This is a genomic window from Bacillus sp. FJAT-25509 (genome assembly GCF_001420605.1).
Taxonomy (GTDB): domain Bacteria; phylum Bacillota; class Bacilli; order Bacillales; family Bacillaceae_G; genus Gottfriedia.
Map to the genome: position 1 here is coordinate 15,571 of NZ_LJIZ01000021.1, position 15,875 is coordinate 31,445.

General features: G+C 31.6%; 18 protein-coding genes. 11 read left to right on the forward strand and 7 right to left on the reverse strand.

Annotation, left to right across the window (positions count from 1 at the left end):
• The first annotated feature begins 153 nt into the window (after positions 1-153).
• The 5 genes from AN960_RS13195 to AN960_RS13215 all read left to right on the forward strand — a co-directional run bounded on the left by AN960_RS13195 (position 154) and on the right by AN960_RS13215 (position 5,097).
• Complete coding sequence (locus AN960_RS13195; protein WP_056472185.1) at positions 154-1,194, forward strand: phosphatidylglycerol lysyltransferase domain-containing protein; 1,041 nt, start codon at positions 154-156, stop codon at positions 1,192-1,194.
• A gap of 309 nt (positions 1,195-1,503) precedes the next feature.
• Positions 1,504-2,496 (forward strand): class I SAM-dependent methyltransferase, encoded by a 993-nt coding sequence (locus AN960_RS13200; RefSeq protein ID WP_056472188.1) that lies wholly within the window; start codon positions 1,504-1,506, stop codon positions 2,494-2,496.
• Positions 2,497-2,586: 90 nt separating this feature from the next.
• A complete protein-coding gene (locus tag AN960_RS13205) occupies positions 2,587-3,777 on the forward strand; it encodes an acetate kinase (RefSeq protein WP_056472190.1) in 1,191 nt (396 codons plus the stop codon).
• Positions 3,778-3,882: 105 nt separating this feature from the next.
• On the forward strand, positions 3,883-4,734 hold the full coding sequence (locus AN960_RS13210; protein ID WP_056472192.1) for an EcsC family protein: 852 nt from the start codon (positions 3,883-3,885) through the stop codon (positions 4,732-4,734).
• A 174-nt stretch (positions 4,735-4,908) separates the two neighbouring features.
• Complete coding sequence (locus tag AN960_RS13215; RefSeq protein WP_056472195.1) at positions 4,909-5,097, forward strand: hypothetical protein; 189 nt, start codon at positions 4,909-4,911, stop codon at positions 5,095-5,097.
• Positions 5,098-5,148: 51 nt separating this feature from the next.
• Here the strand turns inward: AN960_RS13215 and AN960_RS13220 are convergent, their stop codons facing one another.
• On the reverse strand, positions 5,149-5,472 hold the full coding sequence (locus tag AN960_RS13220; RefSeq protein WP_056472197.1) for a hypothetical protein: 324 nt from the start codon (positions 5,470-5,472) through the stop codon (positions 5,149-5,151).
• Between the two features lie 372 nt (positions 5,473-5,844).
• Here AN960_RS13220 and AN960_RS13225 point away from each other — a divergent pair, with 372 nt between their 5' ends.
• From AN960_RS13225 to AN960_RS13235, 3 genes are all read left to right on the forward strand, one after another.
• Positions 5,845-6,618 (forward strand): SDR family oxidoreductase, encoded by a 774-nt coding sequence (locus AN960_RS13225; RefSeq protein ID WP_056472200.1) that lies wholly within the window; start codon positions 5,845-5,847, stop codon positions 6,616-6,618.
• 194 nt (positions 6,619-6,812) lie between these two features.
• Complete coding sequence (gene ald, locus AN960_RS13230; RefSeq protein WP_056472203.1) at positions 6,813-7,946, forward strand: alanine dehydrogenase; 1,134 nt, start codon at positions 6,813-6,815, stop codon at positions 7,944-7,946.
• Between the two features lie 131 nt (positions 7,947-8,077).
• Entirely contained in the window at positions 8,078-8,362 is a 285-nt protein-coding gene (locus tag AN960_RS13235; RefSeq protein ID WP_172795416.1) for a hypothetical protein, read from the forward strand.
• A gap of 51 nt (positions 8,363-8,413) precedes the next feature.
• Here the strand turns inward: AN960_RS13235 and AN960_RS13240 are convergent, their stop codons facing one another.
• Both AN960_RS13240 and AN960_RS13245 read right to left on the reverse strand, forming a co-directional pair.
• Complete coding sequence (locus AN960_RS13240; RefSeq protein WP_056472205.1) at positions 8,414-8,947, reverse strand: GNAT family N-acetyltransferase; 534 nt, start codon at positions 8,945-8,947, stop codon at positions 8,414-8,416.
• Position 8,948: 1 nt separating this feature from the next.
• The gene (locus AN960_RS13245; RefSeq protein WP_056472208.1) at positions 8,949-10,043 is read right to left on the reverse strand and encodes a M24 family metallopeptidase; all 1,095 of its coding nucleotides are present in this window, start codon (positions 10,041-10,043) and stop codon (positions 8,949-8,951) included.
• A 190-nt stretch (positions 10,044-10,233) separates the two neighbouring features.
• Between AN960_RS13245 and AN960_RS13250 the strand changes: the two genes are divergently transcribed.
• Both AN960_RS13250 and AN960_RS13255 read left to right on the forward strand, forming a co-directional pair.
• Positions 10,234-10,920, forward strand: coding sequence for a metal-dependent hydrolase (locus AN960_RS13250; protein WP_056472210.1), 687 nt, complete (start codon positions 10,234-10,236; stop codon positions 10,918-10,920).
• Positions 10,921-11,050: 130 nt separating this feature from the next.
• Positions 11,051-12,367, forward strand: a complete 1,317-nt coding sequence (locus AN960_RS13255; protein WP_056472212.1) for a DRTGG domain-containing protein — start codon at positions 11,051-11,053, stop codon at positions 12,365-12,367.
• Between the two features lie 104 nt (positions 12,368-12,471).
• On the opposite strand, the gene AN960_RS13260 is transcribed toward AN960_RS13255, so the two are convergent.
• Both AN960_RS13260 and AN960_RS13265 read right to left on the reverse strand, forming a co-directional pair.
• Positions 12,472-13,485: a hypothetical protein gene (locus AN960_RS13260; protein WP_056472215.1), complete on the reverse strand. Its 1,014-nt coding sequence runs from the start codon at positions 13,483-13,485 to the stop codon at positions 12,472-12,474.
• Between the two features lie 33 nt (positions 13,486-13,518).
• Positions 13,519-13,809, reverse strand: a complete 291-nt coding sequence (locus tag AN960_RS13265) for a YtpI family protein (protein ID WP_056472217.1) — start codon at positions 13,807-13,809, stop codon at positions 13,519-13,521.
• A 93-nt stretch (positions 13,810-13,902) separates the two neighbouring features.
• On the opposite strand from AN960_RS13265, the gene AN960_RS13270 reads away from it, so the two are divergent.
• A complete protein-coding gene (locus AN960_RS13270) occupies positions 13,903-14,841 on the forward strand; it encodes a DHH family phosphoesterase (protein WP_056473085.1) in 939 nt (312 codons plus the stop codon).
• A gap of 49 nt (positions 14,842-14,890) precedes the next feature.
• On the opposite strand, the gene ytrI is transcribed toward AN960_RS13270, so the two are convergent.
• Together ytrI and ytrH are read right to left on the reverse strand one after the other, a co-directional pair.
• Positions 14,891-15,394: a sporulation membrane protein YtrI gene (ytrI, locus tag AN960_RS13275; protein WP_056472220.1), complete on the reverse strand. Its 504-nt coding sequence runs from the start codon at positions 15,392-15,394 to the stop codon at positions 14,891-14,893.
• Entirely contained in the window at positions 15,394-15,729 is a 336-nt protein-coding gene (gene ytrH / locus AN960_RS13280) for a sporulation membrane protein YtrH (protein WP_056472224.1), read from the reverse strand. The genes ytrI and ytrH overlap by 1 nt, the downstream gene beginning before the upstream one ends.
• Positions 15,730-15,875: the final 146 nt, after the last annotated feature.

The window sequence follows — 15,875 nt, forward strand, 5'->3', positions numbered from 1 at the left end:
CCATTATATTTAATAAATTGAATTATACAGGAGGGGTTAAATATTACCAAATAATAGATTATTAAAAAAAAATAATGAATGGATATCCACAAGGAATTATTTTTTGTAAAATAGAAATTGTAAAGAAAATTGACTCTTTATTTTGGGGGTATTATGAAACAAATTTTAAAAGAATCAAATCATAAAACTACAATTGAGATTATTCAACAACTTATTCAAACATATGGTGGAACTTCATTAACACATTTAGGATTACTTGGTGATAAAAAAGTATTTCTTTCAGAAGATCAAAAATCTGCATTTGTTTACCGTAAACAGAGGAATAAATTAGTTGTTCTATGTGATCCAATTGGAGAGATTTCTTTTGAAAAATTAATAGAGTTTGAAAATTATTCTAAGAGTATAAAATGTATTCCGTGCTTTTATCAAGTAGATGAAAACTCAAAAATGTTATATGAAAAAGCTGGCTATCGATTACTAAAATTAGGTGAAGAAGCAATAGTTGAACTAGAAAATTTCGAAATTGCAGGTAAAAAAGGAGCAAAACTAAGAACAAAAAGGAACAAATTTATTCGACAAGGATATCAATTTGAAGTGTCTATGCCAGGACATTCTAAAGGTCTACTTCAAGAGCTAAAAGGAGTTTCAGATGTATGGCTAAATGGAAGAGAAGAGCTGTCTTTTTCAGTTGGTTCATTTCATTTTGATTATGTATCAAATTTTCCAATAGGTATCCTAAGAGATAAAAATGATCAAGTTATTGCTTTTGCGACATTACCGGTTCAAGGCGAAAATATAACAATCGATTTAATGAGATATTTAAAAGAATTACCATATGGAACGATGGATATGCTTTTTGTTTCAATTATGTTTTGGGCAAAAGAAAATGGATTTAAAAGCTGCAGCCTTGGAATGGCTCCGTTAGCAAATGTTGGCCAAGATTCAAAAGCATCAATCATCGAAAAATCTGCAAAGATGATCTTTAAATATGGTAACTCAATTTATAACTTCAAAGGATTATTAACTTTTAAAAGCAAATTTGCAAATAAATGGGAATCAAAATACTTAGCATACAAACCATATACATTACTATCGGTTATCACAAGCTTATATCGCCTAGTTCATGGAACAAAATCTTTGAACAATATCACTCGATTTATGAAGCCGATAGAAAAGAAAGTAAAAATTAGTTAAACTGACGACCTTGAAAAATAGATCTACATATACTTAATTATTTCAACACAGTAAAGACCTCAAAAATTGGAGGTCTTTATTTGTTTTGTTAATATGTACTAATAATTTAAAACTACATAAAAAGTTCAAATTGTATTAAATAAAAGTAAACAATCATCAATTAAAATTAAAATAACAGTACTGGATTAAAATTTATAAAAAAAACCAAATACTTTCTAATAGATGAAATTTTTTAAAGTGGACACGTTTAAAAGCCATACGTATAATGAAACACAATGACTGTTCTATAATGAAAGTGAGGAATTAATAATGGTAAAAGAGAATTCAGTGGAATTTTTATTTAACTACATAGATGAATCGACAGAATGTTTAAAAGATAAATTAGAAATTTCTTATTTAGAGGCATTAATTGAGACTGGTGAAAATTTCTTTGAAGGGGAAGTTTTGCAAGAAGAAATTAATGGTCCGCAAAAAGATCAGCTTATGAATACAATTCATCAATTTACATCGGAGTCAAAAGATAATGAGAGTATTCGTAGAGCATTTCAATTAGCAATATTAAAAGGAATGAAGCAAGGGGTACAAACAAACCATGAAATGACCCCAGATGGTATTGCTTTTATTATTACGTATTTAGTTGGAAAGCTTACTGAGGGTAAACAAAATTTAACTATTTTAGATCCGGCAATTGGTACTGGAAATCTTTTATTAACAATTTTAAATTCTTCAAAGGATAAATTTACTGATTCTGTCGGAATCGATGTAGATGACGTTCTTGTTAGAATAGCATTTGTTATTGGCAACTTACTGGGACATGAAATAGAACTATTTAATCAAGACAGTTTAGCGCCTTTATTTGTAGATCCGGTTGATCTTGTTGTTTGTGATCTTCCTATTGGCTTTTATCCAAATACTGAACGTGCAAAAGAGTATACTTTAAAAGCAAAAGAAGGCATGTCTTATGCTCATCATTTATTTGTTGAACAAAGTATGAACTACTTAAAATCTGGAGGATTTTTCATTTCATTAGTTCCAAATCACTTATTTACTTCAGAGCAATCTGCACAATTACAGAGCTATATTAATGAAACAGGTGTTATTCAAGGATTGATACAGTTGCCAGTATCTGCCTTTAAGGACGAAAGACATCAAAAAAGTATATTAATAATCCGCAAAAATGCAGAAAATATGAAGAAGCCAAAACAGGCTTTACTAGTTGATTTCCCTAAGTTATCGAATATGAAGGCAGTTGAAGATATTATGCTTCAAATGAACGAATGGTTTAAAGAAAATTTACAATAATTGAACTTTTAAACACGTAAACTAATTTGTGTTATAATAATTTCAGCTAAAAAAATATAACAGTTTCATGTTTAAAGGAGATGTAAAAACATGGCAAATATTCTTGCTATTAATGCAGGTTCATCGTCATTAAAATTTCAATTAATTGAAATGCCTAGCGAAAAAGTACTTACAATTGGTTTAGTAGAACGTATCGGATTAAAGGATAGCGTTTTTGTTATTTCAGTAAACGGCGAAAAAATTAAAGAAGTAACTGATATTGCTGATCATTCTGTAGCAGTAAAAATGCTTCTTGAAAAGCTAACAGGTTTAGGAATTATTTCTTCATTCGATGAAATTCATGGAGTTGGACATCGTGTAGTTCACGGTGGAGAATTATTTACAGATTCTGCTTTAATTACTGAAGAAGTTGAACAACAAATTGATCAACTTTCAGATTTAGCACCGCTTCATAACCCAGCTAACCTAGTTGGTATTCGTGCATTTAAAGAATTATTACCAAATATTCCTGCAGTAGCTGTATTTGATACTGCATTCCATCAAACAATGCCTGAAGAGTCTTACTTATATAGCTTACCTTATGAGTACTATAAACAATTTGGTATTCGTAAATATGGATTCCACGGTACATCTCATAAGTATGTAACAGAAAGAGCTGCTGAATTAATCGGTAAACCTCTTGAAGAATTAAGACTTATTTCATGTCACTTAGGAAATGGTGCAAGTATTGCTGCAGTTGAAGGTGGAAAATCAATCGATACTTCAATGGGATTCACTCCACTTGCTGGTGTAACAATGGGAACTCGTTCAGGTAACTTAGACCCAGCTTTAATTCCATTTATTATGGAAAAAACAGGTAAAACAGCTGAGGAAGTACTTGATGTATTAAATAAACAAAGTGGTATGCTTGGTATCTCTGGATTCTCAAGTGACTTACGTGATATTGAGACTGCAGCTGAAGAAGGTAATAAACGAGCTAAAATCGCTCAAAGTGTATTCATTGAACGTATCCACAAATATTTAGGTTCTTACGCTGCTCGTATGAAAGGCGTAGATGCAATTATTTTCACTGCGGGTATTGGTGAAAATGGTCCGGAAATTCGTCAAGCCGTTTTAGAAGGTCTTGAATTTATGGGTGTTTATTTTGACCCAAGTAAAAATAACTTTAGAGGAAAAGAAGCTTTCATTAGCTTTGATCACTCTCCAGTTAAAGTAATCGTTATTCCTACTAATGAAGAAGTTGTAATCGCAAGAGATGTAGTACGAGTTGGAATGAAATAATCTTTTAGTAAACATAAACGTAGAGCATACAAAAATAGATGACCTCATATTCTTAAGATGAGATCACTTTTTGGCTCTACGTTTTTTTATATTTGAGGTGATAGTATGGATCAAATGAAAGAGTATAATCTATGGCTTGAACTTAACGAATTGATTGAAAAGAAACAACAACAGCAAAATTTAAATAAATTTGAATTGATGTATCAAAATGCTTCTAATTTTCTCCTCCAAAAAATACCTCAGAGTTATTCGAGTACTTTTAATGAATTTTTTTCAACTGCTTTTTTCCACACTCAATCTTTAATACAAACAACAAAACAGTTTCAAGAAAAGAAATTAGATATTCTTAATCGAGCGCAAATTTTAAGAAGTGATATTAAGACAATAAGCGATTTAAGAAAGTTACCATTAAGACAATTAAATTTCTTAGCTGAGCAAGAAATATCGAAAGCATTAATTGTCTCAAGTGTTCAAGGTGGTATAAGTGGAACTAGCTCAAAACTTGCTTTATTTGGCGATTTACCGGCATTATTATTTATTAATCTTAAAACGGTACAGGAAATAGCTCTTTGTTATGGATATGATGTAAGTATTCCAAAAGAGATGGAATGTAGCTTAAAAATATTACAAGGTGCAATTCTCCCATCAACTGAAAAATATGTTGTTTGGAGTAATTTAATGAATGATATTTTAAAGCATGAGGATTCTGACGTATTTGCAACTTGGGAAAATGAATTTAAGGGAGAAGGGGTTTATTACACAGTCATATTACAAATGTGCAAGTTATTAATGATCCATTCATTACGGAATAAAGTTTTAGGTGGTATTCCATTATTAGGCGTTTCTGTAGGGGCGAAATGGAATGAATCTTTTACAAAAAACGTATTAGAATATACAAAGAAATTTTATCAATATCGTATATTATCGGAACGGGTAAATCAGGAACCAACAGATTAAATCATTATTAGAGAAGCTAACAAATCTACTGTTAGCTTTTTAAGTGTGTAGAATGAGTGAAAACCGAAATACTTCGAACCTCCAATGGTCTATTTACTCTTAGTTCATCGAATACCCGTATGGTTGTAAACGAGTATATGGTATGCTAAAAGAAAACCATTCAAGGAGGCAATTATGAAGCCTACATCAAGTTTTCAACTAGAACAATCTGTCGGGAAGTTACGAAAAGTGATAGACCAACTAAACAAGCAAATTAAAGAAGCATCTTCCGAAAAAGTTGCCAATGAAACCATCAGACTCAAAGAGGAACTAAAAACAATCGGAGACACGCTTTTACAAATTCAAAAGCGCGAAAATGAATAAACAAAATAATAGTGATACAGAAAAAAAGCTAACAAATTTATTGTTAGCTTTTTAACCATGTATTTTTGTATCATTCGATATTTGTTGGTTACTTCTAAACCAAATCCAAAGATCATTAATAACTGATGCTAAATCTGCAATTTCAGAATTTAATTTACAGCTCAAAGAAAAATCTGATTCATGATTTAATTGTTCTTGTTTATGATTAATCGAAAACTCTAAACGCTTAATTTGATCAGGTATTCCACCACGTATATATTCCCATTCCGTAAGAATCATTTGTTGTTGGTCGTGAGAGTAATCTTCCCAATCTAAATTTAGGCTGGGTAGAAAAATACCTAATCGTTCATCGTATGAAAAATAATCTTGTAACATTTTTACTCCACCTCTTGACTATATTATACATTGAAAAAAATATGTGAAACATATTGATTTTTAAATTTCTAGATTTGCGAGATAAAAATTGTTTGTAAAAAGCCTAAAATCTAAAAATAAAAATTATTAAAATAAAAGGAAAATAATTCATAATAATAGAAAACATAGTTATCTTTTAATAAAATAATCTTACTAAATTAAAGATATATGTATAAGATAATGACATAATTTTTAAAGGATAGGTCTTTTGGCTTAAATAACCTTTTAAAAAGGTTAATGAGAATAGAATTTACAAATACATACAATTGATTGATTTATCTAGATGATTTTCACAAATATATAAAATTATTTAGACTTGAAAGGAAGAGTTTTATGAGGCATGCTGTCATTACGGCAGGATCGAAGGGGTTAGGGAAGAAAGTAACTGAAGCATTTTTAAACGAAGGTTATTCAGTAACTGTTACGTACTTTTCTGATGAACAAGCTGTCAAAGAGCGAAAAGAAGAATGGAAGGATTATTTGGACCGAATTCTTTTTGTAAAAGGTGATATTTGCGATAAACAATTTATTAATGGGATTGTCTCAAAAACGATGGAGAAATTCGGTAGGGTTGATTGTCTGATCAATAATGCTGGTCCGTATTTATTTAACCGTAAAAAACTGGCCGACTACACTGATGAAGAGTGGGAATACTTGATGTATGGAAATTTGCACAGCGTGTTTTATCTTTTAAAGCAAATTATTCCAATTATGAGAAAGCAGAAATATGGCCGAATAATTAATTATGGATTTCAAGGTGCCAACTCAGCTTCGGGATGGATTTATCGTTCTGCATTCAGCGCAGCTAAAGTAGGGCTAGTTTCATTAACGAAAACAATAGCCTATGAGGAAGCTGAAAACGGTATAACTTCGAATATGATTTGTCCAGGAGATATCGTTGGTGATATGAAAGAAGCAAGTCAAACTGAGGCAAGTAAGGATGGAAAAGGTCTTGCACCAGTTGGAAGATCTGGCACTGGAGAAGATATAGCAAGAATGGTGCAATTTTTGTGTAAGGAAGAGTCTGATTTTATAACGGGTGATATATTTGAAATCACTGGTGGTTTAGATGTCATTAATAAATACAGACATATTCCATTATCATAAGAAATCATGGGACAATTCCATTTTTAAAGCATAATTTATAGTAAAAAAGATTCTGAATTTATTTTTATTAAACGAAATTAAGCGTTTTCATTTTCTGCACATATGTTTTGTGTTAATATAAAAATGTATTAATTTTTACTAAATAGAGCTCATCCTAAGAGGCACGAATTAAATATATTTCAGGGGGAAATAACATGCGTATTGGGGTACCAAAAGAAATAAAAAACAACGAAAATCGTGTAGCAATGACACCAGCTGGAGTAATGAACCTAGTTGGACATGGACATTCAGTTTATATTGAAACAAATGCAGGAATTGGTTCAGGATTTACAAATGAAGAATACGTAAATGCTGGCGCAACAATTGTTGAAACAGCTGAAGAGGCTTGGAATAATGAAATGGTTATGAAAGTTAAAGAACCAATTCCAAGCGAATATGGATATTTCCGTGAAGGATTAATTTTATTCACATACTTACATTTAGCTCCAGAGCCTGAATTAACTAAGGCTTTAATTGATAATAAAGTAGTAGGAATTGCTTACGAAACTGTACAAGTTGGCAATACATTACCGTTATTAACTCCAATGAGTGAAGTAGCAGGACGTATGTCAGCTCAAATCGGTGCTCAATTCCTTGAGAAAAATAAAGGCGGAAAAGGTATTTTATTAGGTGGAGTACCAGGAGTACGTCGTGGAAATGTTACAATCATTGGTGGTGGTGTAGCAGGAACAAATGCTGCTAAAGTAGCTGTTGGTCTTGGTGCTCATGTAACGATGATTGACTTAAATCCAGATCGTTTACGTCAATTAGATGATATTTTTGGTCATCAAATTACGACTTTAATGTCAAACCCTTACAATATTGCTGAAGCGGTTAAAGAATCTGATCTTGTAATCGGTGCAGTATTAATTCCAGGTGCAAAAGCACCAAAACTTGTAACAAAAGAAATGATCGAATCAATGGAACCAGGTTCAGTTGTAGTTGATATTGCAATTGACCAAGGTGGTATTTTCGATACAACAGATCGTATTACAACTCATGATTTCCCAACATATGAGAAGCATGGAGTAGTACACTACGCTGTAGCAAACATGCCTGGTGCAGTACCTCGTACTTCTACAATGGCATTAACAAATGTTACAGTACCTTATGCAGTTCAAATTGCAAACAAAGGTTATCAAAAAGCTTGCTTAGATAACTCTGCATTATTCAAAGGTATTAATACACTTGATGGATATGTAACATACGAAGCAGTAGCGGAAGCTCACGGCTTAGAATACAAAGAAGCAACTACTTTATTACAAGGTACTTCTGTTTCTACAAACTAATAAAAAGAAAAATCCCTTTATCGATGATGGTAAAGGGATTTTATTTTATTCACAATTCCAATAACATTCATTTTATATTTATAGTAAAATGATATTATAATTTCCATTTTATGTAAAAAGGAGTGAGGATATTGGAATTTATTTTTATACTTATTTTTCTAATTGCAGGTGTTTTCGGGTTTAACTGGCTAATGGGTTATCGTAATCAAAATATTACATTAGATTTAGATGAGCGTTATTTAAATCTGAATGAATATGCGAAGGCTGTGAAGGCTGAGCTAGAAAGCCAAGGTAAAACAGTTGATTACAGAGGAAATAGACTTTTTATAATAAATGGCAAACAGTATCATCTAATTGAACGAAATGTATCAATGGGTGGTGTTCCGTTACAACATACAATCCTTCAAAAAGTATAATGAAAAACCCCTTTCTCCATCTTAATGAAGAAAGGGGTTTTTATTTGGTATTTAAACCTGACTCAAATTATATTCTTCTTTCAAAATGCTATATTGATACATATCATGATGAGCGCCTTTAAAAAACTCATGCTTGCGCAATATACCATCTAATTGAAAGCCTAATTTTGTAAGGCAATTTTGTGAAGCGATATTAAATTCGTATACTTCACCGTATATTTTTACGAGTTTTAATTCATTAAAAGCATAATTTAGTAGATAGTTTAATGCAAATGAACCTATTCCTTTCTTTTGCATTGATTGATCCCCAATTACGATTCCAAAAGCGGCATGATTATTCTCTTGATCAAGATTTCCTAATTCAATTCTTCCAACACAAATACCATTGTATTCGATTGTGAACAAACGGAGATTAGGTTTAAGTCCGTCAAAATATTTTTCATAGCCTTGTACCATTTCATCTAAAGAACGTGGCTTTTCTATTCCTACAAGCTTACCAATCTCATCATCACATTCCCATTTATGCATAATAGGGATATCTGATGGAAGTACTTGTCGGATATTTATTAATTGGCCTTGATTCATATTATAGGATGATTAATTCTTTAGGGAACTTTGTTAAAGTTATTGCACCAGTTTCTGTAATAACGATATCATCTTCAATACGAACTCCACCAACATTTGGCACATAGATTCCTGGTTCAATTGTATATGACATACCAGTTTTAATAATATCAGTATTTGAATCATTTACTGATGGGTAATCGTGGATGCCAATACCTAAACCGTGACCAATACGGTGAACGAAATATTCGCCATATCCAGCGTCTGTGATGATTTGACGAGCAGCGCGATCAACATTTCCTAATATCTCACCTGGTTTACTTACTTCGATTGCAGCAAGTTGACCTTTTAAAACGGTTTCATAAATTTCTCGTTGTTGTTCATTTGGTTGACCAAACATTACTGTACGAGTAATATCTGAGCAATATCCATCAACGATAAAACCTAAGTCCATAAGTACGAAATCACCTTTTTTAATTGGGTTTGTACCTGGATTTCCATGTGGTAACGCTGAGTTTGCACCAGTTAAAATTAACGTGCTAAATGATGTTTTAGAAATGCCTTTTTTCTTCATTTCGTATTCCATTTCAGCAATTAAATCCATTTCTGTTTTGCCTTCAGCAATACGATCAACAATAATTTGGCAAGCCATGTCAGCCGCTTCAGCAGCAACTTGCATACGACGAATTTCTTCACTATCTTTAATTAAACGTAAGTCATGTAATTTTTCTTCAGCTGCAAGGAATTGCACTCCAGGGAAAAGTTGTACTAATCTTTCATAGCGGCCAACAAGAAGATGCTCTTTTTCGATCGCCATACGATTTACTGTAATATTACGTTTTGCTAATGATTCTTGTATCATTGCCCAAGGATCTTGACTATCATTAAAGCCGATTACGTCATATTTCCAGCCAGCATTTTGTACATGTCCAACTTCCATTTGTGGACATACAAGAATAGGCTCTTCATTTGGAAATACAAGACAAGCTAAAAGACGCTCATGTGGATTACAATGGAAATTAGTTAAATAAAATACGTTCTCAGTAGATGTAATAAATCCTAGTTGAATATCTTGCTCTTTTAACCAAGTTGATAGATTTTGTATACGGTGTTCCATTTGTAACATCCTTTCTTAAAAAACAAATTACTGCAATAAACAAAAAAAGTCTTTACAGTTTATAACACTCTTATTTTATCATTTTTTATCGAATTTCGTAAAATAGTTAACTTATTTCTTATTTTTGAAATAGAAAATAATCTGTTAAAATGTGGTAGAGACTAATTTTATAATAAAGGAGCGACTTCATTTGAAAATTACATATTTTGGGCACAGTGTTATTTTAGTAGAACAAGGTCAAGATTCAATTATTATTGACCCATTTATTAACGGCAATCCACATACTAATGTAAAAGTAGAAAATATTAAAGTGAATTATATTTATGTAACACATGGTCATGGTGATCATTTAGGTGACACAGTTGAACTAGCAAAACGAAATGATGCAACTGTTATTGCTCCTGTGGAATTAGCAACTTGGATCTCGTGGCAAGGTGTCAAAGTTGTCCCTATGCATATCGGGGGAGAAAAAGAGTTTTCATTTGGTAAATTAAAATTAGTAGAAGCAATCCATGGTTCAAGTATTGTTGATGAAGAAAATAAACAAATAATTAATGTAGGACCACCATCAGGCGTTTTATTAAAAATAGCTGGTAAAACAATTTATCATGCTGGTGATACTGCATTATACAGAGGAATGAAAACTTTAGGTGAGTATGAGAATATCGATATAGCATATTTACCAATTGGTAATCATTTTACAATGGGAATCGATGATGCAGTAATTGCTTCTGAATGGATTAATGCACAGCAAGTAATTCCGATGCATTATAATACATTTCCACCAATCCAAGTAGACCCAAATGAGTTCCTTGCAAAATTACCAAAGAAAAATGGTTTCATTCATGAGCCAAATACAACAATTTCACTATTGTAGTATAGGCAATCGAAAAAAATATTAGTACAGTTTTAGTAGCACGTTGAAACGTGCTTTTTTTCATGGTATGAATTGTTATATAATAGTTAATAAAAATATTAATACAACCATTGAAAGCTTGGTGAGGTAATTGACTACAAAGCACGATCAAATACTAGAACATATTGAACAACTACCGGTAGGTCATAAAATATCAGTAAGACAAATTGCAAAAGATTTAAGTGTAAGTGAAGGTACTGCATATAGAGCAATTAAAGATGCGGAAAACAAAGGTTTCGTTAGTACCATTGAGCGTGTAGGTACGATTCGAATTGAAACGAAAAGAAAAGAAAATATTGAAAAATTAACTTTTGCCGAAGTTGTTAATATTGTTGATGGACAAGTTTTAGGTGGTAAAGAAGGATTACATAAAACACTTAATAAGTTTGTTATTGGTGCAATGCAGCTTGATGCGATGATGAGATATATTAGTGCAAATAATTTATTAATCGTCGGAAACCGAGTGAAGGCGCATGAATTAGCATTAAAAGAAGGATCAGCGGTTTTAGTAACAGGTGGATTTGATACAGAAGAAAGTGTAAAACGTCTTGCGGATGAAATGAAAATGCCGATTATTTCTTCTAGTTATGATACGTTCACTGTTGCGACGTTAATTAATAGAGCAATTTATGATCAGTTAATTAAGAAAGATATAGTACTAGTTGAGGATATACTCATTCCAACTGAAAAAACAGCTACACTATCTCCATTTGATGTAGTTGAAAAGTGGTATGAACATAATAGAGACACAGGTCATGGAAGATATCCAGTAATTGATGATCGAGGTAAGCTAATTGGAATTGTAACTTCAAAGGATATCATACATGAACAACGTACTCAAAGAATTGACAAAGTTATGACTAGACAACCAATAAGTGTAAATGAAAAGATGTCGGTTGCGGCAGCTGCTAGAATGATGGTTTGGGAAGGCATAGAGTTGCTACCAGTTGTAAATACATCGAATAACTTAATCGGTATTATAAGTCGTCAAGATGTACTTGAAGCACTACAGCAATTGCAACGTCAGCCTCAAGTGGGAGAAACAATTGATGATATAGTTACGAGTCAATTCCATAATAATAAAGATCAAAAAAATGATGACTTTACAATTAGATGTAATGTAACTCCGCAAATGACGAATGTAATTGGTACTCTTTCACATGGCGTATTTACGACTATTGTAACCGAGGCAGGTAAACGAGCAGTTCGTGACATGAAAAAAGGGGACTTAATCGTAGAAAATATTACAATTTACTTCGTACAGCCAGTTCAAATTGATGATGTAATTGAAATTAAACCAAAAGTTTTAGAATTAGGTCGTAAGTTTGGAAAAGTTGATGTTGAAGTATTTCAGCAAGGAATATTAGTAGGTAAAGCATTAATGATGATGCAGTTATTAGATCGATAAGTTTGGAAGCCTTTTTAGGGCTTCCATTATTTTTTAGTCACATAAAAAAAAAGCAGGAAACCATTCCCTGCCTTTGAAGTTTATGAAAAAATCATCCCGTATTTTTAATTCGAAAGTAGTTTATTAACTCGATTAACAAATTCATTATTTTCGTTTCTAGTATCAAAATCTTTTGCTAAGTCATATACTATTTTCTCTAATTTCTCTAAATCATAAATAAATTCATCTTCATTTATTTTCAATTTTTTCGCCATAAATAATGCTGCTAGCCAAAATTCGAATTTATGTGATAGATTCGAAAGATTGTCACATATATCAACATGTTTATAAAACAATTCAATTGCTCTGTCAGGATCACAAAAAGTTAAAAAGATCATTTGCTCACTTAGTTCAGGAATGTATTTTGTGCGATTATATGTTACAAAATAAGCTTTTTGTTGAATGATTAATGCTTCGTCTATTTTGCCATCTTCAAATAAAGGAAGAAGTAATTTGGAATAGGATTTGTGAATCGCTTCATCACAATCAACTGAGCTATTCATTATTTTATTTTGTAAATTTAAAGCTTCTTGAAGATGATCAGTTTTTAATAGATAAATCATTTCACCATACATTTCGCATTTTTCACAATTACTTAGATCATCCCTTGGAGATTTTTTAAATAGTTGATAGTTTTGTTTTGCGTAATCAATTTGATTTAAATATAAATTCATTATAAATAGAGCTTGAAAATAAGGTCTTAAAGAATAGTTAGCAATCACTAAACGATTCTTAAAATCCTCGAAATAATGGTGAATTTCTTCTAAAGTGAATCTGAGGGACTGAGGTATTATTTCCAACAACCATTTGTACAGCCATAGGATTTGCTCTTGCTCGATACGTTCTTCGTTTTGATCATATAAATCTACACACCACAAGAAGGTATCAATAAATAAGTCTATTTCACCAATAGAAAAAGCAGTTTCTGCTAATTCCATATTTACATAATATAGATATCCCCATTCCTCTTGATTCTCTAATTCTTCTGCAAAAGTAAGTAGTTTTTGAAGTTTATTACTAGAATGTGATAATTCTACTAGTTCATCAAATTTTGATGAAAATAGTTCTTCTGTCATCATGTAAGTTTTCTCACTTTCTAGATTACTATAAGATTAAACAGTTTGTTTATTTTCAATTGCTTTATAATGCTTATTCTGTAAGTATCCACGATATAGATTTGCCACACCAAATAGAATGAAAAGAATACCGACACAAATTGTTATTAATTCAAGCTTTGCTACCATTTGATTTATACCGTAAAGCAATAAGAATAATCCAAAAGTTAATCTTGCACGTGATCCTGCAATTTTTTTTGTTAATAGTTCGCTTGTAAAGAAAAATTTGGTAACGTAAAATAAGAAGAATAGAAAAGATATAATTACGATTGTTGCAATGCTATTCACTTAGCTTCCACCTTTCAATGACTAATACATAATTCTATTTTACAGTCATAGATACTATATTTCAAAAGTTTTCATATAAAGGAGAGTTTAATGTTGAAAGAACAAATTTTAAAAGATATACATTCATTTGATACGATCATAATACATCGTCATGTTCGACCAGATCCAGATGCAATCGGTTCTCAGTGCGGTTTAGCAGAGATGATTAAAGCAAGTTATCCTGCAAAAAAAGTATATGTTGTAGGACATTTGCCACAATCTCTAGAGTATTTATATAAAATGGATGAAATTGAAGATGAAGTATATAAGGATGCACTTGTCATTGTTTGTGACACTGCGAATACAGAACGAGTAGATGACGCTAGATATTCAACTGGAAAGAAACTGATTAAAATTGACCATCATCCGAACGTTGATCCATACGGTGACATTATGCATGTTGATACTACTGCCAGTTCAACAAGTGAGTTAATTTTTGAACTTGCAGAAAGTAGCAATGAACAATTAGTCGTAACTGACAAAGCTGCAAGACTAATTTATGCAGGTATTATTGGAGATACAGGAAGATTCCTATTTCCAAGTACAACAGAAAGAACTTTTCATGCAGCTAGTAATTTGATAAAAAAGGATTTTTCTATTAATGAAATATATGACAATATGTACGAAACATCAATTGAGATGGCACATTTAAATGGATATGTTCTTCAAAATTTTAAACTAACAGAAGAGGGAGTCGGTCATATAAACATGACAAAGGCTCTAATGGATGAATACAATGTAAACTCTGAGCAAGCTTCATTAGCTGTAAGTTCACTTGGGCATATAAAAGGGGTAAAAGCTTGGGTTATCTTTTTAGAAGAAGAGGATTTAATTCGAGTTCGTCTTCGTTCAAAAGGACCAGTTATAAACGGAGTAGCTGCTATGTTTAACGGTGGTGGGCATCCGCTTGCATCTGGAGCGAAAATCTTCTCATGGGAAGATGCAGAAAAAGTAGTGGAAGAATTAAAAAAGGTTTGTAGGGAAGAAAAATAAAGCTTAAAAAATAAATTTGAGAGGCTAATTGTAAGTTCTAGCCTCTCATTTATTTTGTGCTTTTTATTTTTAGGGTAATTTCTAATACGGTATCAAAATAGATTGTATCTATTTCTAGTTTAAATCGCCGATCATCTTTAATATAAACTTTGTTTTCGATTGCACGTCTTAATAACTCTCGGTTTTGGGAAACACTTTTTATGTCTTGAGTAAGTAAATTACTTAGGTCATCCTTTACATCATTAACAAGTTGAAGATTAGTAAATTCATTTAAATTGTATTGTTTGTAATTTAATATTGTCACTTTGATTTCTTGAACTGTTAATTTTCGTTTGTTTTCTTTGTTCATTCGCTCCATATTTTCAAAAAATATATTTTTATCTCTTAAATAATCTTTATTGAGCATTTTTAATTCAGATATTTGTTTTACTTGCTCTTCTTCTGTCACTCCATAAAAATAAATAAAAACAAGCCAACTAATGATAAATCCAAAAAAAATGCCTACAAAAAATTTAGCCCAACCGTGGGAAAGTTGTTCTGGTGGAGCTTTCATTAAACATGTTCTCCTGTAAACCATTGAATAATGATTGTACCTGTATGTGTTCCTCCCATGGCGGCTATAATCATGAAAATTTGCTTAATGAATTCGATTGTTTCTCCTTCAAATAATCCTTTTTCAAAACTATAAAATGTATCAAATGTTCCGCCAATCGCCCCAACAATTGCCCAAATTCTTAATTTCATTGATAAATCATACATGCTGCTTAGTGGTGGTTGCCCAATTACGTAGTAACCGATTGAACCGATGATTGATCCGCCTATTATGATTCCTAGTGAAATAAAATACATTGAAATTAATGCTGGTATAAATGGCAACTTAAGCTCCAATTGTCCTCACTCCCTCAATTAATATATATGGACAAAGTGTTATGTGTATGATGAGTATTAAAGTAAGCCTGCAAATAAATGATTTGTTTTATTTTCTCCGAACAAAAATAGAATGTAAGTTCGTATTTTGTGATAGAATAGATTAT